Source organism: uncultured Capnocytophaga sp., from assembly GCF_963525585.1.
GTDB lineage: Bacteria > Bacteroidota > Bacteroidia > Flavobacteriales > Flavobacteriaceae > Capnocytophaga.
In genome coordinates this window covers 101,724-124,266 of record NZ_CAURLX010000002.1, presented here as the reverse complement: position 1 = coordinate 124,266, position 22,543 = coordinate 101,724, and the positions used below count along the sequence as shown (strand labels likewise).

Below are 22,543 nucleotides of genomic sequence, written 5' to 3'. Positions count from 1 at the left end.
GAGTTTTCTGCAATAAATAAAATGCGCAATAGAACTATTGCGCATTTTTGAAAGTCATATGAAATTTAAAGTATTAATTAAGAGAAAGAGTCAGTCCCATAAAATAAGTACGAGGGTGTTGTGGACCATAGATATAATCTGCATCACGGTTTTTACCTTGATCAAAATCCTTCTGATATTGATTAAATAAGTTTTTTACTCCTGTGAAAAGTTCTAATTTGTAGTTGTCTTTTAGAGAAAATGTGTAGGCAACTCTAATATTTTGTTCATAAAAATTAGGGGATTTTACAATGATTTGTTCTCCTGAATCAGCATTAATTACGTGAGGCACATACATTTTTCCTGTGAAGACTCCATTATAGCTAAGTTTTAGTGCAGAAATAGGAGAATAAGAAAGGGTTGTATAACCATATAGGTCGGGAGAACGCATTACACGGTCAGAACTTACTCTCTTGGGGTCAGAAGGATCTTCGTTTTCCCAAAGAGTTTGTTCCTCTGTAAATTGAGATTGTTGGTAGGTAATTCCTGATTGCCATACCCATTGATTACCAAAAGCGAAATTGGCTTCTAGATTAGCTCCTATAATAGCGAGCTGATCTTTAGCATTTGTTTTAAGTTTATGTTTTATATTTCCTATATCTGTTAAGTCCTGATTAATAAAACGGTCATTAATACGTGTATAAAAACCTTCTAAGATGAGGTTTGCTTGTGTATTTCCTTCTCTTTTGGTATAGTTCAGAGAAGCCGTAAAGCTATTGGAAGTTTCGCTAGTAAGATTTCTATCCAATTCCACAAAGATAGGATTTCCATCTAATACTTCTGTATGGAGATCTTCATCGAAGGCTTGTGGAGCTCTGTATCCTTGAGCAAAAGAACCTCGTAATTTCATTGTTTCGCTAAGGTTATACATAGCGGTAAGGCGAGGAACAAACTTTGAAATTTGCTTGTTAGAATCTTTATTTACTCCGTTGAAGAGATAATATCCTTTGATATCTACATAATCGTAACGGCTTCCTCCCAAAAGAGTGAGTTTCTCAATAGGGTTCCACTCTACTTGTAAGTAGTTACCATAAGTACGTACTGTTTGGTCTACAGAACGATTTTGTCCTACGTATTCATCGTTTACTTTATCATATTTGTACTCGGTTCCTAAGGATAGATTCAGTGCAGGTGAAAAAGTATAAGAATATTGAGCTCCTCCTACTCCTACTAGTTCTCTGGTATGCCCATACTTAGCCAAGGCACTGAAATATTTTTCTTTATCTTCATTAGATAGAATATCAAAATCCTCTTTGGAATTAATAGCTTCTCCTAAGCCTCCTCCATAGTAACCATCTCTATCAGTATATTGAGCAGAAGTATATAGGGCAAACTTATGAGCAAGGTCACTAGATAGACGTTCAAAGGATAAATCACCAGCTACAATACGATGGCGTAGTTGTTCGGTAATGTCAGATTCGTGAGGGAGAAGGTCAAATTTGTTTCCTCCTCTTCGGAATTCATTGATACTATTAAGGTTCAGCTTAATTTTGCTGTTTTCCATAGGGTTCCAGAAAGCATCGGCACCAAAGGTAGTATTCTGTAGCTTAGTGATTTCGGAATAAGCGTCACCATTGGCATCATAAGGTTTTCTGTTACGTTGGTAAGCAAAAAGAGTTACTCCTTTGTCGAAATCTTCTGAAACTACTGATGTATTAGCAAAAAGTGTATTATCAGGGGTGCCATCTTTGAGTAAAGAAAGATTGTTTCCTATAGAAAAAGAATTCCTAGTAGGGTCTTTGGTAAGGATATTTACAGTTCCTCCAATAGCATTTCCTCCATAAAGAACAGACCCCGCTCCACGAACTACCTCTACGCGGTCAATCATATTAGCAGGAATCATTTCTAATCCATATACGCCTGCTAAGGAAGAGAATACAGAACGGCCATTTACAAGAATCTGTGAATAAGAACCTTCTAATCCGTTGATGCGCAGTTGATTAAATCCGCAATTCTGACAATTGGTTTCTGTACGTAATCCAGGAGTAAAATTGAGTCCTTCGGCAAGACTTAGGGACTGAGTAGTTTCGAAAATATGTCCTGTAACTTTACTAACCACAACAGGAGATTTGTATTGAGGAATGATATTTCGGGTAGCTGTAACCACCACTTGATCTATTTCCAATAAATCCCTTTGCATAGAGAAGTTTTGGATAATTTCTCCTGAGCTGGGGATAGTAATTTTTTGATTAATCGTTTTGAATCCTATAGAAGATAGGGTCAATTGATATTCTCCAGCTGAGATTTTGAGAAGATATTCTCCAGAGGCTTTAGTTGAGGTTCCTTTGACTTCTTTTCCTTTTCGGAGAACAACATCTGCTCCAAAAAGAGGCTTTCCCTCACTAGTAATTTTTCCTTTGAAAGTAGCTTCCTGTGCTAATGAAAGCAATGGAAATAAAGCACTTACAATACAAAAAAGTGTAATTTTCATACTAAAAATATTTTTATAAAGCTAATAAAGATTTTTAGGCAAAATTAAAAAATATTTTTAGATTTACAAAATAAATTTAATGGTTTGTTGTGTAAAATTTCAATTTATTTTTAAATAATTGAAAATCAGTATTTTTTTGTAGATTTTAGAAACTAACATAGTGTTATGGTAAAAAAATATGGAATGCCACTAGTGGCATTCCATATTTTTATGATTGGCTTTCTACATAGAGAGTCCTTATAAATCAAAACCAATATCTTTTCTGAAGTATATGTTTTCGAAATGTATTTTTTCGAGTTCTCTATATGATTTTTTTAGAGCTTCCTTAAAATTATTATCTAAAGAGGTGACAGCTAAAACACGTCCTCCATTAGTAATAATTTTTCCGTCTTTTTCAGAGGTTCCTGCGTGGAAAACGATACTTTCTGTCTCATTATCAAGCCCTGAAATTACTTTTCCTTTCTGGTATTCTTCAGGATAACCACCAGATACAGCTACTACTGTAGTGGCACTTCTTGGATCAATAGAAAGGTTTATCTTATTCAAATTTCCTTCAGCAGTAGCCTTTAAGAGTTCTACAAGATCTGTTTGGATACGAGGAAGGACAACTTCTGTTTCAGGATCGCCCATCCTTACATTGTATTCTATAACGAAAGGATCATCTCCTACTTTGATAAGCCCAATGAAGATGAACCCACGATAGGTAACGCACTCTATTTTAAGCCCTTTAAGTGTTGGGATAATAATACGCTCAAGGACTTTCTCCATAAAAGATTTATCAGCGAAAGGCACAGGAGAAACGGCTCCCATACCTCCAGTATTGAGTCCTGTATCTCCTTCTCCAATACGCTTATAATCCTTCGCTGTAGGAAGAATTTTAAAATGTTCTCCATCAGTAAGTACAAAACAGCTGAGTTCTATTCCCTTAAGGAATTCTTCAATGACAACTCTCTGGCTAGCCTTACCGAATTTTTCCTCTAAAAGCATTCTCTTGAGCTCGGCTTTTGCTTCTTGTAAATTATCCAAGATAACTACACCTTTACCAGCAGCTAGTCCATCGGCCTTGAGTACATAGGGAGCTCGCATTGTTTCCAAGAAAGAAAGCCCTTCTTCTATAGTTTCCTTGGTAAAGCTTGCGTATCGAGCAGTAGGAATATGGTGTCTTTCCATAAAGGCTTTAGCAAAGTCTTTACTTCCTTCCAGAAGAGCTCCTTTTAAGGAAGGTCCTACTACTAGAATAGAAGAGAGCTCCTTATCTTCTAGAAAAAACTCGAAAATCCCTTTTACCAAAGGTTCTTCAGGACCTACCACAACCATTTCAATTTTTTTCTCTAGGCAGAATTGCTTTATCTGTGGAAAATCAGTAACTCCAATGGCTATATTTTCTCCTACTAAGGCAGTTCCAGCATTACCGGGAGCAATGTAAAGATGCTTACATAAAGGGCTGGAGGATAATTGGCGAGCAAAGGCGTGTTCTCGTCCTCCGGATCCTAATAAAAGTATATTCATTATCGTATTCTTAGATTATAATAAACTGTGTAGATATTCGCTTACATTATTGTAAATGCGTTCCTGTATATTTGAAATATCTGCTTTAATGAACTTTTTGCCTATCAGATGTTCATAAAGTTCTATATATCTCTCAGAGATAGAAGATACGTGAACATCAGTCATTTCGGGAATCTGTTCTCCTTCTCTTCCTTGAAATCCATTTTCAATAAGCCATTGTCGGACGAATTCCTTAGAAAGTTGCTTTTGAGGTTCTCCCTTTTTGAGACGTTCTTCATAGCCTTCCAGATAGAAATAACGAGAAGAATCAGGAGTGTGTACTTCATCAATAAGAACGATTTCTCCATTTTTTGTCTTTCCAAATTCGTATTTAGTATCTACTAGGATAAGTCCTTTTTCTCGTGCAATTTCAGACCCTTTTTTGAATAGAGCATAGGTATATTTCTCAAGAATAGTATAATCTTCTTCTGTTACAATTCCTTTTTTGAGGATATCTTCACGTGAGATATCCTCATCGTGAGTGCCATTATCAGCCTTTGTTGTAGGAGTAATGATAGGAGAGGGCAGAGGAGCATTTTCCTTAAGTCCTTCAGGAAGAGTAACTCCACATAAGGTACGCTTACCTGCTTTGTATTCTCGAGCAGCGTGCCCAGCTAGGTATCCACGGATGACCATCTCAACTTTAAAAGGGGTACAACGTAACCCTACTGATACATTCGGATCGGGAGTATCCACGAGCCAATTAGGGACAATACTACTTGTTTGCTTAAGGGATTCACAAGCAATTTGATTAAGAATTTGCCCTTTGTAGGGGATTCCTTTAGGTAGAATGACATCAAAAGCAGAAAGCCTATCGGTAGCAATCATTACTAAGAGGTCTTCCCCAATAGTATATACATCACGTACTTTACCTTTGTACACGTGTTTTTGATTTTCAAAATTAAAATCAGTAGAAGTAATACTATTCATATAGCGTTATTTTTTTGCAAATGTACAAAATAATAATTAAAAATCAGCAGTTCAGATTAAATAAATACTAACTATATTTATAAAAACAAAAGAGGCACCTATAGGGTACCTCTTCAGAATAACTAAAACAATAATAACTATGAAAATTTACTGTCCGGCTTGCTTTTGTGCTTGCTCTTTCATTTTTTCATTAGGAACGATGACTATATTTACACGACGGTTTTTAGCACGTCCTTCTTCTGTGGAGTTATCAGCAATAGGCTGAGAAGCTCCAAACCACTTAGTAGTAAAGCGGGAATTGTTTAAACCATTAGAAGTAAAGAAATTAGTTACTGCTTTGGCACGTCTTTCGGAAAGTCCCATATTATAGGCTGCTTTTCCTTTGCTATCAGTGTGTCCTGTTACAATTACATTGGTATCAGGGTATTCCTTAAGTACGCTTACCATTTTGTTAAGTAAGGTTTTAGCCTCGCTAGTAAGGTCAGATTTTCCAAATTCAAAAGTAACACCACTTTTTTCATCAAAAGTAACTACAATACCATCATCCAAACGTTTTACTTCAGCTCCTGGGATTTCTTCTTCTATTTTTTTGGCTTGTCTATCCATTTGGTTCCCAATGATAGCACCTGCAGCACCACCCACAGCAGTACCAATAACAGCTCCTAATTCACTATTTCCACCACTTCCTACATTATTTCCTAGGATAGCTCCTAGTATAGCCCCACCAGCGGCCCCAATAACAGCTCCACGCTGTGTCTTGTTGGAATTATTAATAGTCTCACATCCCATAAGTAAGGCACCCATTATAGTAAATAGGGTGATGTTTCTAAATATTTTTGCCATAAGTCGAATATATTTAATTTTTTACGAAATTCATAGTAATTACAAAGGGCTTTCCATCTAACTTTACGGTCTGTTCCCAACGCATTTCACTTTCAGAAAGGTAAGAAAGGCGTAATCGGATACCTGCATTGGTTTCAGACTGATATTTTTCATTAGTAGGCTTTAGTAAAAAATCATAATAACCACTTTCTTTATCTATTTCCTGAACTGTAAATATGAAATGACGATTCCCTGATGCACATCCTTGATTATTAATAGCATAAGTTCCTCTGTAGTTGTTAGGAACAAATTTCCAATAACTTCCTTCAAAGCATTCTTTAGATGTATCATTCAGTAGGGTAACATCATACTTTCCTTTTTGGTTATAGGTGATAGTTGAAAGAGTCCATTCTCCTTTAATAACTCTTCCAGCTTGTCGAGTCCCTTGAGTACTTTTGGCTATAGTTCCTTGAGTTTTACAGGAAACAATAGAGATACTCACCATAAGTAATAATAATAACTTTTTCATTTTATATAACTTTATGGGTGCAAATTTATTCAGTTTTTTTTATTACAGCTTTATTTTTTAAAATATTTAACTTTTTCTTCTTATAATTGCCCTTGAATTTTATTTTTTTATACTTCTTTGTTGAACAAGATTCAATGAGAAAAAAATTTTTTTTATTAACTTGTTGGTTTGTAATTTATTTGTATATTTGCACTCCGAAAACAGCCTTGATATTCAATGAGCAAAAAGGCTCTTTCTTCAAAATAAACAAGAAGAAGATTTGATTTATAAATAATTGTAAATAAAAGATTTAGTTAATAATTTTCTTTAGATAAGGAATATGACAAAAGCAGAAATTGTAGCAAAAATCTCTGAAAAGTTAGGGATTGAAAAGACAGAAGTGCAGAATGTAGTGGAGCACTTTATGGAAGAGATCAAGTCTTCTTTGGAAAAGGGAGATAATGTGTATTTGAGAAGTTTTGGAAGTTTTATCATAAAAGGACGTGCAGAGAAAACAGGAAGAAATATCTCTAAAAATACAACTATTACTATTCCAGCTCATAATATACCCGCTTTTAAGCCAGCAAAAGTATTTGTACAGTCTGTGAAAACTAAAGTAAAAGTGAAAACCAAAAAGAAATAACTGAGTATTTAATTTAATTTGAAACATTATGCCAAGCGGAAAAAAAAGAAAAAGACATAAAGTGGCTACGCACAAACGTAAAAAAAGAGCAAGAGCTAATCGACACAAAAAGAAAAAGTAGTTTCATAACTACTTTTTCTCATTTTTCGTTCATTGAAAGAGATATTTATATCTCATTGAATTATAATAGAATAAAATCAAAACAGAATGACCAAAGAATTAATTATTCGTTCTGGGGCTTCTGATGTAGATTTTGCTTTACTTAAGAATGGTCGCCTGATAGAACTTCATAAGGAGGAAGATGCTTCAGGACTTTCGGTAGGTGATATTATGCTTGCCAAAATTCATAAGCCTATACAAGGGCTTAATGCAGCTTTTGTAGATGTGGGTTATGAAAAGGATGCTTTCTTGCACTATCACGATTTAGGTCCTCAGCTAGCTTCTTTACAGAAGTTTATCAAAGAAGTTTCCTCTGGGAAGCTTAAGGATTATTCATTGAAAGATTTCAAAAACGAACCTGATATTAATAAGAATGGTGCTGTTGCAGATGTAGTTAAAGCAGGACAACCTATTCTTGTTCAGATAGTTAAGGAACCAATATCCACCAAAGGACCTCGGATAAGCTCTGAGCTTTCTATAGCAGGTCGCTATTTGGTATTAGTTCCTTTTTCAGAGAGAATTTCTATTTCCCAGAAAATAGAAGATAAAGCTGAGAAAGAACGCTTAAAACGTATTGTTCAAAGTATTAAGCCTAAAGGATTTGGAGTGATTATCCGTACTGTTGCTCAGAATAAGAAAGTGGCTGAACTGGATAAGGATTTACAAAACTCTTTTACACGTTGGATTCAGATGTGTAAGAAAATTCCTCAAGGAGTATATCCTTCAAAGATTCTTAGTGAGATGAACCGAACAGGAGCTCTTCTTAGGGATATGTTCGATGATACTTTTACAGGAATTCACGTGGATAATGAGGATCTTTATCTCCAAATACGAGAATATTTACAAGAAATAGCACCTGAACAGCTTAATATTGTAAAACTATACAAGTCATCGGTTCCAATTTTTGAAAAATTTCATATTGAAAGGCAAATAAAAACAGGATTAGGACGTACAGTTTCTATGACTAAAGGGGCTTATCTAGTAATAGAGCATACGGAAGCTTTACATGTAATAGATGTCAATAGTGGAAATCATTCTAATAAAGCTGTCAATCAGGAAACTACGGCTTTTGAAGTCAATCTTATTGCTGCTACTGAAATCGCTCGTCAACTACGCTTAAGGGATATGGGGGGCATCATTGTAGTAGATTTTATTGATATGAATAATGGAGAGAATAGGCAAAAACTCTTTGATGCTCTAAGAGAAGAGATGAAAGATGATCGTGCCAAGCATAAAATTCTCCCTCCAAGTAAGTTTGGACTTATCCAGATTACACGCCAGCGAGTACGCCCAGAAATCAACATCAAAACCAAAGAACAAAACCCTAGTAAAACAGGGGAAGTAGATGCTCCTATTGTTCTTATAGAACAAATTAGCTCTACTCTTGAAGAGATTATTTATCAAAGCAACTACAAAGGAAAAATTACCCTGAATATACACCCATTTATAGCTGCCTATCTCACCAAAGGCATCTTCTCCATACGCTTTAAATGGTTTTTGAAGTATAAAAAATGGATACGCATCTTACCCAGAGATGCTTATACTTATCTAGAATATCGTTTCAAAACAAAGGAAGGAACTCCTTTATAATATTTAAAAAGGTTAGATAATTAAGTAATTATCTAACCTTTTTTTATTTTATCTTCTTATAATCTGCTGAAAAATTCAAATTTAATATGATAATTTATTTCATTTATCACATTAAAATGTTAATTATGTTGAAAAAAATAAATTATTACCTGTTATTTTTGAAGTTATAAATTTAAGTTTTTATAATGTCTTTTATGTATTAAATATAAATTATATTAGTGATAAATTTTACTTTTTGATTGTAAATTATTGTTTTATCATTTATTTTAATTAATATGTAAAAAATATTTTTATATATTTTTTATTGATAATATTTCATTTGTAAATTTATAAAGTTAAATATATTTTAAATATATTGTATGTTTGTTGATTTTTTTTGTAATTTTGCAATAGTGTTAAAACAATTAGTATATGAGAACAAAGGTAGTTTATTTTATACTCTTTTTTTTAGGAATATTGCGTGTATCTTTTGCTCAAGAGAAAACGGTCTCTGGAATAGTGAAAGATGAAAATCAGGATCCTTTATTGGGAGCTTCTGTGTTAGTCAAAGGAACTAATAAGGGAGTTACCACAGATGAAAAAGGCGCGTACAGCCTTAAGGTGAAGGAGGGGGAAGTCTTACAATTTTCTTTTGTGAGTTATAAGACACAAGAGCACAAAGTGACAGGAAAGACAAAAAAGCTAGACGTCTCTTTACAACTGGATGTAGAAGAAATTCCTGAATTTGTTATTGTCGGATTTGGGCAGAAACGAGCTGTTAAGGAAGTAACAGGCTCTTTGGGAAAAGTGGATAATGTGTCCAATTCTGCTGCTGCTTCCGTAGATAAAGCCCTTTCAGGAAAGGTGGCTGGAGTACAAGGAGGAACAACTACAGGACAACCAGGGGGAGCTGCTAACATCCGTATCCGTGGAGTTGCTTCTGTAAATGGAAGAAATAATCCTATTTATATCATTGATGGTGTGCGTGTTAATCAAGGAGATATGTCCAAGAATACAACTTCCACAAATGTTTTAGCAGGTATTAATGATGAAGACATAGAAAGTGTAACAGTACTCAAGGATGCTGTTTCTACAGCGGCTTATGGTGCTGATGCGGGAGCAGGAGTCATTATCATAACTACTAAGTCTGGGAAGAAAGGAGATGCTAAGTATAAATTCTCTAGTGAGATAGGGGTAGTTAGCCGAGCTATTGAAGGAGAAAAAGGACTTACTACCTCAGAATGGCTTAATATGCTTTATGATGCTTATCTTAATAGTAATGAAGGGCTTGTAGCTTTTCCTAATAATAACAAAGAAGCACTACTAGCAGCTCTTAATGCAGGTACTTTGACTACAGGGTTAGGAAGAAATTTGCAAGCACTATATAATAAAAGAGATATCAGTACTGATTGGCGTAAAGAGACAGAGAATAGTACAGCTCTTATGCAGAAGATAAATGGTTCTGTTTCAGGAGGTACTGAAAAACTTAGTTATTACTCTTCTCTAGGATATTATAAACAAGATGGAATTGTTAAATCTACAGGGTTTCAAAGGGTAACTTCTTCTAATAAGATATCCTACCAAGCAAGTGATAAGCTTACATTGGCTACTGATATACAGCTTTCCTATGCAAGAACAACTTCGCAACCAAGTGGAGGAGAAGTGGCTAACCCTATATTGGGACAGTATCTTTTACGTCCTACCGATCGAGCCTATAACTCTAATGGTACTCTTAATTATGGAGGAGCAAGTGGAAGACTTTCTAATGGATTTTTTAACGTAGCTGCTCTTCAAAAACTTAATGAAAAACAGGCGGAGACAGCAAGAGGATTTGCTAATTTTTCAGCAGAATATAAAATTCTTAAGAATCTTAACTATAAGTTTGTCTTCTCTCCTGAGTACATTGATATCTATGAGAATGCTTATAGTAATCCATTTCACGGAGATGGCTTAAGTGATGGAGGAACTGCAGAATGGCATAGCGGTCGCATTTTTAGCTTTAACGTGCAAAATATGCTTTCTTATGATTTTAAGCTTAAGGAAAAGAATAACTTTACAGCAACTCTTGTTCAAGAAGCTTATAAAACAGATATAAAAAGACTTGCTGCCTCTGCTTCAGTGGTAGGACCTAGTGGGCTTACTACCTTGTCTAACTTTATAACTCCTCAGGCTACTTCTGGAACAAGAGAAGTAAATTCTCGTGGGGGCTATGCAACTATGTTGCATTATGACTATGATAAGTTCTTTCTCTTAGACTTATCAGGACGTCAGGATAGGATTTCCAATTTCTGGGAAGAAAATAAAACAGGTTATTTTGGTTCTGTAGGAGTAGGATTGGATTTTGCTCAATTAGGAGCTCTTAAAAATTCTAAAAAGATTTCTCAGCTAAAACTTTCTACCTCTTATGGTTCTGTAGGAAATATGGTGGATGTATCACCTTATGCGACACATTCTTATCTACATAATTATAATAATAAAGTAGGAGGAAATCTTAAGGGAGTAGATAATAAAGAGCTCAAATGGGAAACCCTCTCACCCTTAAATGTGGGAGTGGATCTAGGATTATTTAAGGATAGGGTTACACTATCAGTAGCTTATTTTAATAAGAAAACAAAAGATATGATTTTTGCAGTACCTCTCTCTGCAGTTCAGGGAGGAGCTACCCCTCTAGCTTCTAGCCCTAGTACTCTTCAGAGTATCAAATATACTAATGTAGGAGAGATGGTTAATAAGGGATTAGAATTTACTTTAAATGTGAAAGTAATTGAAAATGAAGGAGATGGTTTCAATTGGGAACTAGGGGGTAATTTCAGTACTTTGAAGAATGAAGTAACTAAGCTCTATGGAGAATCTGATATCATCACAGGATATCGTATTGTTAGAAAAGGGGAGCCTGTAAGGTCTTTCTATATGAGAAAATGGGCAGGTGTGAAGCCTGAAACTGGTGAGCCTTTGTGGTATAAAAATGGAAAAGATGGGGAGACTACAACCAATGTTAGTGAAGCTCAATTAGCTGTGCAAGGAAGTCACATTCCTACTTTCTATGGAGGCTTTGATACCAAACTATCTTATAAAAATGTAACACTTTCAGTTCAGTTCAGTTATGGAGGAGGAAATAAAATATATGATGTGTATAGCCATTATGTAAAAACAGATGGAGTTAGGTTGCTCAACTACCCAGGATATCAGTCTCAGGTAGGAAATTACTGGACCCCTCAGAATCGTAATGCTCAGAATCCTAAACCTATCTTAGCTGACGGAAGAAGAAATTCAACAGAAACCTCTACACGATATTTATATGATGGAGATTATTTGCGTTTGCAAAATGTTAGACTCTCTTATAAGCTAAAAAATGAATGGTTAGAAGGTACATATCTAAAAGGAGTGGAGGTATATGCTTTGGGTGATAATGTTTGGACACATATATTTGACAAAAATTATAAAGGAGATCCTGATTTTACTGTAGATGGATATACTAATTTTGCGCTCCCTTCTCTTAGAACAATAAGTTTTGGGTTGAATGTTAACTTATAAAATGTAAAAAAATGAAAAAAATTATATATACTCTTTTTTCTCTTTTAAGTGGAGTGACCCTGATTTCTTGCAGTAAAGATTTCACTGAAACACAATTTTTTCAAGAAAAGCAAGCTCAACCCCTTACTTCTGTAGAGGAACTGACATCGTTTGTCAATGGAACTTACGCAAGAATGCGTGATGTAAATTATTTAGGAGCCTATTATCTAGCCTATGGAGAGGTTCGCTCCGATGAGATGTATAACCTTCAAAAATACGGAAGGTTAGTAGAAATAGGAGATTATACACTTATTGCAAGCAAAAGAGACCCTAGATATACTTGGGAACATATCTATAGAGTGGTTGCCAATGCTAACTTTATTATTGCAACTTCTGAAAATCTCACTTGGTTACGCTCTACAGATGCAACTGCTATAGCCAATCAGGTGAAAAATCTAAAAGCTCAAGCATATGCTATACGAGGAATTGCTTTCTTTGATTTACTTCGTCTTTATGGGCAAAAGTATGTAGAAAATGGTACGGGATTAGGAATACCTATTCCTACAGTATATAATCCTACAGCACGTTCCTCAAGACCTACTATAGAACAAACAGAAAATCAGATAGAAGTAGACTTAGCAAAGGCTCTTGAACTCTTTCAGGATGTGGCCACTTATCAGGGAGTTACTCTGGATGATTTAGTGAATACTTCAGATAAGACAGCTATATCTCCTCTGGCAGTAAAGCTTTATCAATCTCGTTTCTATTTATATAAAGAAAATTGGGCTCAGGTAAGAACTCTTTCTCTTGAAATTCTAAATTCAGGAAAATATGCTATAATGCCCTCAGCGGATTTGCTAGCTTCTTTTGTGAAACCTAGTGCAACCAATAGTATCTTTGAGTTGGCGGTAGGGGTAAATGGTTCTCTAGGAACGGACTCTTATGAATATTTGTTAAATAGTGGAGGGTATGGAGATCTCTTGCTTACTCCAGCAGCTGTAGCATTATATGATAACGCCGATGTAAGGAAAAGCCTCCTAGTAGAGGATGATGGAGACTATTATCTAGATAATAAATTTCCAGATCTTAAATCACAGACTAATGTAAAATTGGCACGAGTAGAAGAAGTGTATTTGAACTTAGTTGAGGCTTACTTAAGAGAAAATGATGAAACAAATGCACTTACTTATTATAACCGATTAAGGACACAACGAGGACTTTCAGCAAGTGCAAATGTTACTTTTGAAGATTTCAGAAATGAAAAACTTAGAGAACTTGTAGGGGAAGGCTTCCGTTATTGGGATTTGCTTCGTTGGAGTAAAATAGATAATACATTTGTAATTCCTCAATATAATAAAACAGGTGTTTCTGACCCAACCAAGAACAAAACAGTTCCTAATGATTTGTTTGCATTTCCAATACCTCAAACAGAGATAGATAGTCCCTACAGTGATGTAGCTCAGAATCCAGGGTATTAGCATTTATTATTTGTGTTTTTATAGAAATAGGTTATTCTTCATCGATAAGGATAACCTATTTAATTTGTTGATATACAGTGTTTTGTGTGCTGTTTAAAAAAATAAGAATTTAATTTTTAAAATATATAGATTTTTATTATCTTTGACGGCTAAAAACTCACTTTTATTTATATCTTAAAAAGATATTTTAAATTCTTAATAAATAGACATATATTTTCATAAAATAAAATTATACAATGGGATTTTTTGATTTCTTAACAGAGGAAATTGCCATTGACTTAGGTACGGCAAATACACTTATTATCCACAAGGACAAAGTAGTAGTGGATAGTCCTTCTATAGTAGCTCGTGATTTGAGTTCTAATAAAATCATAGCTGTAGGAAGAGAAGCACAACTGATGCAAGGAAAGACTTACGAACGTATAAAAACAATTCGTCCTCTTAAGGATGGAGTAATTGCAGATTTTGATGCTTCTGAACAAATGATAAATGCTTTTATAAGGAGTATCCCTCCTTTGAAAAGACGTTTTTTCTCTCCTTCACTTAAGATTGTTGTTTGTATTCCTTCAGGAATTACAGAAGTGGAAATGAGAGCAGTAAAAGAATCCTGTGAAAGAGTAAATGGAAAGGAAATATTCCTCATATATGAACCAATGGCTGCGGCTATAGGGATAGGGCTTGATATTATGCAAGCCAAAGGTAATATGATTATAGATATAGGAGGAGGAACTTCAGAGATTGCTGTAATAGCATTGGGAGATATTGTTTGTGATAAGTCTGTGAAGATAGCAGGAGATGTTTTTACCAATGATATTATTTATTATATGCGTACTCGTCATAATCTTTATATAGGTGAAAATACAGCAGATAATATAAAAATTACTACGGGAGCAGCTCTTGAGGATCTCGAATCACCACCTGATCCTATGGCTGTACAAGGGAGAGATCTTCTTTCAGGGAAACCAAAACAGGTGGAAATCTCTCATAGAGAAATAGCAAAAGCTTTGGATAAGTCTATCTTACGTATAGAAGATGCTATTATGGAGACCCTTTCCCAAACGCCTCCTGAGTTGGCTGCTGATATCTATAATACAGGTATTTATATGGCAGGAGGAGGCTCTATGCTTCGTGGATTGGATAAACGTATTTCTATGCGTACAGACCTTCCTGTATATGTAGCAGAAGATCCTTTGCGTGCAGTGGTGAGAGGAACAGGAATTGCATTGAAGAATATTCATAAGTTCAAAACTATTTTAAAGAAATAAATGCAACTTATTCTATTGTTTTTCAAGAGAAAAAAGGATTTTCTGGTTTTTCTCTTGTTATTTTTATGCTCTTTTATACTTATTATAGATGCAAATTCCTTTCAAAGATCAAAATATTTGTATGTTGCAACTCAATTGACAGGAAATATCTTTCTTTTAGAGAATAATATAGGACAGTATTTTGACTTGAAACAACAGAATGACCTTTTGTCAGAAGAAAATAAAAATCTTCAAGAGGAATTACTTAGAATAAAAGCACAAAAGCTAGAAGAACTATCTCAGAAATCAATTCTTTTATTCTCTCCTAATGAATATACAGTTTATAGGGCAGAGGTGATTAAGAATAGTTATCATCTATCAAAAAATTATCTGATAATTGATAAAGGTCAGAATGACAGCATTCAGCAAGATATGGGGGTAATCTCCTCTAGGGGAGTTGTAGGGATTATAGATAAGACTTCTAGAGGATTTTCTTCAGTTCAGTCTGTACTTAATACACTTTCTAAAATCAGTGCAACTCATAAGAAATCAGGTTATTATGGGACACTTTCTTGGGATGGAAAAAATCCCACCATAGTACAATTACAGGATATTCCTAGCTTGGCTCCTTTGTCTGTAGGAGATACTATTGTGACTGCAGGGCATTCTAATATTTTTCCTAAGGGTATTCCCATTGGGAAAATAAAGAATATCAACGCTAATACGAGGGATAATTCTTTGCTATCTAATGTAGAATTGTTTACCGATATGCAAAATCTACAACACATATACATTATTAAGAATAAAGAACAAGTAGAGTTAAAAAAACTAGAAGAAGAAATTCAAATTCAGGCAAATGAGTAATCTTTTTTATCTCTTTCAGCTCCTTTGTTGGGTACTTTTACAAGGAATTGTACTTAATCACATTAACTTGTTTGGGTATGTGAATCCTCCTTTATACCTAGTTTTTTTTATGTCTTATCCTCTTAAGGAAAATAAATCACCATTATTTTTTATGGCAACCTTAGGAGGACTTATTATTGATATATTTTCTCATACGGGAGGTATTTATGCGTGTGCTACCTTGTGTATAGTATTTCTAAGACCCCTTCTTGTTAGGCTTTTCTTTGGAAAAACTTTTGAAGATTCATTTGTTAATCTATTGCAGGTAAGCTTTACTCTTAGGATACTCTACATTTCTTCATTTATACTCATCTTTTATCTAGTCTTTTCTCTCTTAGAGACTTTTCAATGGGAATTATGGCTATTTTCTTCCTATAAAACATTAATTTCTACAGCTATTTCTATATTAATTTCTTTATTCACAATACAACTTTTAGGAGATAGGAAATAATTTTTCTATTATTTCACAATAAGTAAGTAGAGGAATAGTTGTGAAAAAAATCTTTATTTTATTTATAAAAAAAACATAAAAAAATGAGGAAATTCATTTTTTTGTTTTATTTTTGCAAAAAAATCTATGAAAGGAATTATTTTGGCAGGAGGATCAGGGACAAGGCTTTATCCTATTACTAAAGGGGTTTCTAAGCAGTTGCTTCCTATTTATGATAAGCCTATGATTTACTATCCCTTGTCGGTATTGATGCTTTCAGGTATAAGGGATATACTCATTATTACAACTCCAGAGGATTCCTCTGCTTTTAGGCGTCTGCTGGGTGATGGTACAGATTTTGGTATAAGTATTTCCTATGCTATACAACCTTCCCCAGATGGATTAGCACAAGCTTTCCTTATAGGAGAGGATTTTATAGGAAAAGATGATGTTTGCCTTATTTTAGGAGATAATATATTTTATGGGCAGCACTTTTCACAAATGTTGTCTCAAGCTGTAAATAATGTAAAACAAGAACAAAAAGCTACTGTTTTTGGCTATTATGTGAAAGATCCTGAACGTTATGGAGTAGCAGAATTTGATCCTGAAGGAAATGTTCTTTCTATTGAGGAAAAACCAAAGAATCCTAAGTCTAACTATGCTATTGTAGGACTTTATTTTTACCCTAATAAAGTTATTCAAATAGCTAAAGGAATACAACCTTCTAGTAGAGGGGAATTGGAAATAACTTCAGTTAATCAGGAATTCCTAAGTCAAAAAGAACTTAAAGTACAGCTCTTAGGAAGAGGTTTTGCTTGGCTGGATACAGGCACTCATGACTCTCTTACAGAGGCAACTAACTTTGTGGAAACTCTAGAGAAAAGACAAGGCTTGAAAATCTCCTGTCTGGAAGAAATAGCTTATCGCAGAGGATGGATTACCAAAGAAAAGCTAGCTGTTTTAGCTCAACAATTAGCTAAAAATGGATATGGACAATATTTATTAGACTTAATAAAATAGAAATTGATGAATATCATAAAAACAGCTATAGAAGGGGTTGTTATTATAGAACCTAAGGTGTTCGCGGATGATAGAGGCTATTTCTTTGAGTCTTTTTCTCAACAGCGATTTATAGAAAACGTTTGCAATACAACTTTTGTACAAGATAATGAATCCAAATCCTCTTATGGGGTGCTCAGAGGGTTACATTATCAGAAGCCTCCTTACGCACAGTCTAAGCTTGTGCGTGTGGTCAAAGGAAGTGTGTTAGATGTAGCTGTAGATATCCGCAAAGGATCTCCTACATTCTCAAAATACGTGGCTGTGGAACTTTCTCAGGAGAATAAACGTCAGTTTTTTATACCAAGAGGATTTGCTCACGGATTTGTAGTGCTCACTCAGGAAGCTATCTTTCAGTATAAGTGTGATGCTTATTATGCACCAAATTATGAAGGAAGTGTATTGTGGAATGATACAACGATAGGAATTGACTGGAAAGTACCCCATCAGGATATTATACTTTCCTCCAAAGATACCCAAAGTCCTCTTTTAAAGGATGCTTGGCTATTTGATTATCAAGAAGAATTATATTAAAAACATCCATTATATGAAAAATATTCTTATTACAGGAGCAAGCGGGCAGCTTGCTATGGAAATTAAACAAGAATTGAATAATTCTATAACAAATAATTATATCTTTACAAACAAAAATGAGTTAGATGTAACCAATGCTGATAAGGTGAGTTCTTTCTTTAGTAAAAACTCAATAGAATTGGTTATCAATTGTGCTGCTTATACTAATGTAAATGGTTCTGAAATAGACAAGGAAACCGCTAACTTGGTCAATCATCTCGCGGTAAAAAATATAGCAGAGGCTTGTACTGAGCAAGGAAGTGCCTGTATCCATCTCTCTACGGATTATGTATTTGCTGGAGAGAAGAATACCCCTTATACCGAGACTGATGCTACTTCTCCGCTGGGGGCTTATGGACAGACTAAGCTATTGGGTGAAAGTGCTTTGCAACACTCTGATATTGATTTCTTGATTCTAAGGACCTCTTGGCTCTACTCCGCTTTCGGAAATAATTTTGTGAAAAATATATTGGGAATCAGTAAGGAACGTAAGGAGCTTAAGGTGGTCTTTGATCAGGTAAGCACTCCTACTTATGCTAAGGATTTAGCACGCTTTATCATCTTTATTATTGAAAATAAGCTCTACAGAGGTAGGCAAGATGTATACCACTTCTCCAATGAAGGAGTGTGCTCTTGGTACGACTTTGCCGTAGAGATACTCAAGCTTGCTGGTAGTGATTGTAAAGTGATTCCTTGTAGGACAGAAGAGTTCCCTACTCCAGCCTCTCGTCCTGCTTACTCAGTATTGGACAAGGCTAAAATCAAAACAGATTTCAACTTCCCAATTCCTTATTGGAGAGACTCCTTAGTTTCTCTGATGACTAATTACAAACTTTAAACCTTATAGATGAAACATATTTTAATCACAGGCGGAGCAGGGTTTATAGGAGCTAACTTCGTGGTGTATTTTGCACAGAAATATCCTGATTACCACTTGGTAAATTTGGACAAACTCACCTATGCAGGGGACTTAACCAACCTTACAGAAGTAGCTCAAGCTCCTAACTATACTTTTGTAGAAGGTGATATCTGTGATCGAAAACTTATAGAGTCACTCTTTGGAAAATATAACTTCCAAGGAGTGATTCATTTTGCCGCTGAATCTCACGTGGATAACTCCATTGCCCATCCGGATGCCTTTATCACCACCAATATACACGGGACTTTCACTCTCTTGGATGTCGCTCGACACCATTGGATGGAGGCGCCTTTCGAGGTAAAGGAAGCCTACAAGGAAGCGCGTTTCCACCATATCTCTACTGACGAGGTGTATGGAACCTTAGGGGAGACAGGTCTTTTTACCGAGACTACTCCTTACGCACCCAATTCGCCTTATAGTGCCTCCAAAGCCTCTTCGGATATGATTGTCAGAGCATACTTCCATACCTATGGAATGAATGTAACTACTTCCAATTGCTCCAATAACTATGGTCCTAAGCAGCATAAAGAGAAGTTGATTCCTACTATTATCCGCAAGGCGCTACAGGAAGAAGCTATTCCTATCTATGGAGATGGGAAGAATGTACGCGACTGGCTTTATGTATTAGACCATTGTACAGGGATAGACCTTGTTTTCCATAAAGGGAGGGCAGGGGAGACCTACAATATAGGTGGGCGCAACGAGCGCGATAACCTCTTTATTGCAGGACATATCTGTGAGTTGTTAGACCAAAAACGACCTTTGGAAGGGGGCAAGTCCTACAAAGACCTGATTACCTTTGTCAAAGACCGCGCAGGGCACGATCGCCGTTATGCTATTGATGCTACCAAACTCGAAACCGAATTGGGCTGGCGTGCACACGAAAACTTTGAAACAGGGATTGTCAAGACTATTGATTGGTACCTTACTTATTTTGAAGATTTGCTATAGCCTCAGGGGCTTTTTATTATGAAAGATATTGTCAAAGGGTACTTATGTGCCTTTATTTCGGCATTTACCTATGGACTGATTCCGCTTTTTATGATTCCCATCAAGAAAGCGGAATCTTTCTCGGTAGATGCCACTCTTTTTTATCGCTTCCTCATCGCTAGTGGGGCTATCCTCCTCTTTCTTTGCTACCAGACACAACGGTTGCGTATCAGTCTTCGGGAAGGGTTGATTATGAGTATTTTGGGCTTACTCTATGCGCTCTCAGCTGAGTTTTTATTCTTAGCCTATGATTACCTCAGCCCAGGTATAGCCTCCACTATCTTCTTTTGTTATCCGATTATTGTCGCCTTGGTATTAGTGCTTTTTTATAAAGAAAAAATCACCTTACCCACAGTACTCTCGTTACTCTTGGTTGTGGCAGGGGTAGGAGTGCTGAGTATCAAGGAAGGCAACACAATTAACTATGTAGGGTTAGGTATCTCCTTGCTTGGAGCTTTAGTATATGCACTTTATATTTTGATTGTCAATAAGGTACGTATAGAAGCCTCTGGGGTGAAGATTTCTTTCTATTCGATGCTTTTCTCTTCGCTATACTTCTGGGTAAAGACTCTTATTTTAGGCGAAAGCATCGCAATTCCTTCCTTATCTTTGGTAGGAGATATCGCTTTATTTGCTATTATTACCACCTCTCTTTCTTTAGTTGCCTTAGTGTATGCCGTACGCTATATTGGTTCTACTCCTACAGTAATTATGGGCGCCTTTGAGCCTATTGTGGCGGTGCTTATCAGTGTAGGACTCTTTGGAGAAGCCCTTACCTCGTCACTTATCATAGGAGGTATGGTCATCATCGCTGGGGTACTGATAGATATTATCTTCCGAAAGCATTAAGCAAGCTCCTATCTTTAAATATGTTCCTATCTTTAAAAGAAAAGAAATAAGAATATCGGACTATTTTCACTATGCAAAATACTTTTTTGGGTATATTCTCCTCTATATTTTCCAAATTCTTCAAATGGATAAGTTATATTATAAGGTTTCTGAAATATACTTTTTATTTAAGTAAGTATAGGAACACTTCATTTATATGAACTTTATAAATCCTGTAATCTCTATTTTCTGTATTTGCAAGGTATTTTGAATAGATTTAGTCTTCTTTATAGTACTGCGATGGGTGCTTTTTGTATGATTAGGTTCTGTTCGGAAATTCCGAAACGTACTTTTTATAAATGAAAGTTGATTTCTGCTCTGCTGGAACGTACTTTTGTATAGATGGAAGTATAATTCTGTGTCTATGCAAGGTACTTTTGATAAATGAAAGTTGATTTCTGCACTGCTGGAATGTACTTTTGTATAGATGGAAGTATAATTCTGTGTCTATGTAAGGTACTTTTGATAAATGAAAGTTGATTTCTGCACTGCTGGAACGTACTTTTGTATAGATGGAAATAGGATTCTGCATCTATGTAATGTACTTTTTATAAATGAAAGTGGATTTATGCACTGTTGGAACGTACTTTTGTATAGACTAAACTAGGTTTATATATCATTAAATATTATTTTCAGTACATAGAAGGTTGACATCTATATACTAAATATATAATTCATTAATGATTTTTCCTGCATATTGACCTATTTTGTTAGGCTCTAATTTTTATAAAATACGTGTAGCTATAAGTAACTTAAAGATTTTTCTCTTATTGGGTACATATCCTATTTAGGTAATTCAATGCTGTACTTATAAGAGGTATTCGTTAGTACTTTTATGGGGATACTTCCCTTTATGAGAAGCTATAGAAAAGAATAGGAGTTGGAAGATAAAGATATCTGTGGTATAGTGTATGAAGATTTGTTTTATAGCTTATTAAAGCACGAATTACCAGCTCGTACCATCGAAGGAACCTAAATAATATATCAACCTTCTTCTGGATAAAAAGTCCATCCTTTGAGTTTTTCTTTCTTATACTTTTTCATAAAAGCTTCCTCTACCCATATGCTACGAAGACTCTCCTTGTTATAGAATAAGGTACCTTCTTTAGAGTGATTCGTGATATGTAGTAACTTGTGCTCCGTTTCTATAAGGGTATTATTGGAATATATCTTTGCAGGCACCCACTCAAATGTCCCTGGACACTGTTTTTCAAAGAAATCCATGGCCCTTTTGTTTAGCAAATAGATATAGACTTTATCAATGGATATACAATCCCATTTGGCAGAAATAGCTTCGAAGTCGGTAAAGTCAATCCGAATGTTCAAGTGTATAGGCTCAGGATTTCTGAACATAATATAATCAGTAATAGAACCCTTTACCGACCGAAAAGCACCGTATGCTCTACTTGGGTAATTGTTGGAAGTGCCTATGGTATATAGCATTTTATTAAGTATTTGGTTTTAGTGATTGATATAAAAATGAGCTTTTGATGAATAAGGGTTAGCTTTCTATTACTTTTTTGAGATCTACTCCCATCTTTTGGTACTTTTCTTCTAAGATTTCTAATAGGTACTCGAATACGTCAGCATAGTAGAAAGAGGAATTACTTTCATTTTCTTGAAGTTTGGTCTTTATATATCTGTAGATGCCGATAGTTCCTTCATAATAAACGTAGGTTTCTACTACTTCAGTGAGCGTTTCTGGTAGGAAATCAGGAGCTTTGATAAGGGCATTTATCATCGTAAGCAAGCAAAGGTCTGAGGACTGTTTGTATAGTTCCTTGCTTGCATAGTAAAGAGCTGCTTTTGTATCTGAATAATCTAAAGATTCTATATGGGTAAGTAGCTCCTTGTAGTGTGATTCTATAGTCATAAGGATAAAAGGGTGATAGAAAAT

At 35.2% G+C, this 22,543-nt stretch carries 19 protein-coding genes; 12 read left to right on the top strand and 7 right to left on the bottom strand.

From position 1 onward, the window contains the following. Window positions 1–73: 73 nt before the first annotated feature. The 5 genes from RYK20_RS01335 to RYK20_RS01315 form a co-directional block, all read right to left on the bottom strand. Window positions 74–2,470, bottom strand: a complete 2,397-nt coding sequence (locus tag RYK20_RS01335; RefSeq protein ID WP_314894126.1) for a TonB-dependent receptor — start codon at window positions 2,468–2,470, stop codon at window positions 74–76. 237 nt (window positions 2,471–2,707) lie between these two features. Beyond that, window positions 2,708–3,979 carry a phosphoribosylamine--glycine ligase gene (gene purD / locus RYK20_RS01330; protein ID WP_314894125.1) on the bottom strand — a complete coding sequence of 424 codons (1,272 nt, stop codon included), beginning with the start codon at window positions 3,977–3,979 and terminating at the stop codon, window positions 2,708–2,710. A 15-nt stretch (window positions 3,980–3,994) separates the two neighbouring features. Further along, complete coding sequence (locus tag RYK20_RS01325) at window positions 3,995–4,948, bottom strand: phosphoribosylaminoimidazolesuccinocarboxamide synthase (RefSeq protein WP_314894124.1); 954 nt, start codon at window positions 4,946–4,948, stop codon at window positions 3,995–3,997. A gap of 147 nt (window positions 4,949–5,095) precedes the next feature. After that, window positions 5,096–5,791, bottom strand: coding sequence for an OmpA family protein (locus RYK20_RS01320; protein WP_297978768.1), 696 nt, complete (start codon window positions 5,789–5,791; stop codon window positions 5,096–5,098). A 13-nt stretch (window positions 5,792–5,804) separates the two neighbouring features. After that, window positions 5,805–6,299, bottom strand: a complete 495-nt coding sequence (locus RYK20_RS01315; RefSeq protein WP_297978766.1) for a lipocalin family protein — start codon at window positions 6,297–6,299, stop codon at window positions 5,805–5,807. A gap of 319 nt (window positions 6,300–6,618) precedes the next feature. Here RYK20_RS01315 and RYK20_RS01310 point away from each other — a divergent pair, with 319 nt between their 5' ends. The 12 genes from RYK20_RS01310 to RYK20_RS01255 all read left to right on the top strand — a co-directional run bounded on the left by RYK20_RS01310 (window position 6,619) and on the right by RYK20_RS01255 (window position 20,607). Next, window positions 6,619–6,921: an HU family DNA-binding protein gene (locus RYK20_RS01310; RefSeq protein ID WP_297978765.1), complete on the top strand. Its 303-nt coding sequence runs from the start codon at window positions 6,619–6,621 to the stop codon at window positions 6,919–6,921. A 207-nt stretch (window positions 6,922–7,128) separates the two neighbouring features. Then, window positions 7,129–8,670, top strand: coding sequence for a ribonuclease E/G (locus tag RYK20_RS01305; RefSeq protein WP_297978763.1), 1,542 nt, complete (start codon window positions 7,129–7,131; stop codon window positions 8,668–8,670). Window positions 8,671–9,081: 411 nt separating this feature from the next. Beyond that, window positions 9,082–12,183 (top strand): SusC/RagA family TonB-linked outer membrane protein, encoded by a 3,102-nt coding sequence (locus RYK20_RS01300; RefSeq protein ID WP_314894123.1) that lies wholly within the window; start codon window positions 9,082–9,084, stop codon window positions 12,181–12,183. Between the two features lie 11 nt (window positions 12,184–12,194). Next, window positions 12,195–13,640, top strand: coding sequence for a RagB/SusD family nutrient uptake outer membrane protein (locus RYK20_RS01295; RefSeq protein ID WP_314894122.1), 1,446 nt, complete (start codon window positions 12,195–12,197; stop codon window positions 13,638–13,640). 236 nt (window positions 13,641–13,876) lie between these two features. Further along, window positions 13,877–14,905, top strand: coding sequence for a rod shape-determining protein (locus RYK20_RS01290; RefSeq protein ID WP_297978879.1), 1,029 nt, complete (start codon window positions 13,877–13,879; stop codon window positions 14,903–14,905). Beyond that, on the top strand, window positions 14,906–15,748 hold the full coding sequence (gene mreC / locus RYK20_RS01285; RefSeq protein WP_314894121.1) for a rod shape-determining protein MreC: 843 nt from the start codon (window positions 14,906–14,908) through the stop codon (window positions 15,746–15,748). Then, a complete protein-coding gene (gene mreD / locus RYK20_RS01280) occupies window positions 15,741–16,238 on the top strand; it encodes a rod shape-determining protein MreD (RefSeq protein ID WP_314894120.1) in 498 nt (165 codons plus the stop codon). Before mreC ends, mreD begins: the two co-directional genes overlap by 8 nt. A gap of 126 nt (window positions 16,239–16,364) precedes the next feature. Continuing rightward, window positions 16,365–17,237 (top strand): glucose-1-phosphate thymidylyltransferase RfbA, encoded by an 873-nt coding sequence (gene rfbA / locus RYK20_RS01275; RefSeq protein ID WP_297978873.1) that lies wholly within the window; start codon window positions 16,365–16,367, stop codon window positions 17,235–17,237. A gap of 6 nt (window positions 17,238–17,243) precedes the next feature. Beyond that, window positions 17,244–17,810 carry a dTDP-4-dehydrorhamnose 3,5-epimerase gene (gene rfbC / locus RYK20_RS01270; protein WP_297978871.1) on the top strand — a complete coding sequence of 189 codons (567 nt, stop codon included), beginning with the start codon at window positions 17,244–17,246 and terminating at the stop codon, window positions 17,808–17,810. Window positions 17,811–17,823: 13 nt separating this feature from the next. Further along, window positions 17,824–18,687 carry a dTDP-4-dehydrorhamnose reductase gene (gene rfbD / locus RYK20_RS01265; protein WP_311457210.1) on the top strand — a complete coding sequence of 288 codons (864 nt, stop codon included), beginning with the start codon at window positions 17,824–17,826 and terminating at the stop codon, window positions 18,685–18,687. A 9-nt stretch (window positions 18,688–18,696) separates the two neighbouring features. Further along, window positions 18,697–19,719, top strand: a complete 1,023-nt coding sequence (gene rfbB, locus RYK20_RS01260) for a dTDP-glucose 4,6-dehydratase (RefSeq protein WP_314894119.1) — start codon at window positions 18,697–18,699, stop codon at window positions 19,717–19,719. Window positions 19,720–19,737: 18 nt separating this feature from the next. After that, window positions 19,738–20,607 (top strand): DMT family transporter, encoded by an 870-nt coding sequence (locus RYK20_RS01255; protein ID WP_311457208.1) that lies wholly within the window; start codon window positions 19,738–19,740, stop codon window positions 20,605–20,607. A gap of 1,023 nt (window positions 20,608–21,630) precedes the next feature. Here RYK20_RS01255 and RYK20_RS01250 read toward each other — a convergent pair. Both RYK20_RS01250 and RYK20_RS01245 read right to left on the bottom strand, forming a co-directional pair. After that, window positions 21,631–22,089, bottom strand: a complete 459-nt coding sequence (locus tag RYK20_RS01250; protein ID WP_314894118.1) for a hypothetical protein — start codon at window positions 22,087–22,089, stop codon at window positions 21,631–21,633. Between the two features lie 58 nt (window positions 22,090–22,147). Further along, window positions 22,148–22,519, bottom strand: a complete 372-nt coding sequence (locus RYK20_RS01245) for a hypothetical protein (RefSeq protein WP_314894117.1) — start codon at window positions 22,517–22,519, stop codon at window positions 22,148–22,150. Window positions 22,520–22,543: the final 24 nt, after the last annotated feature.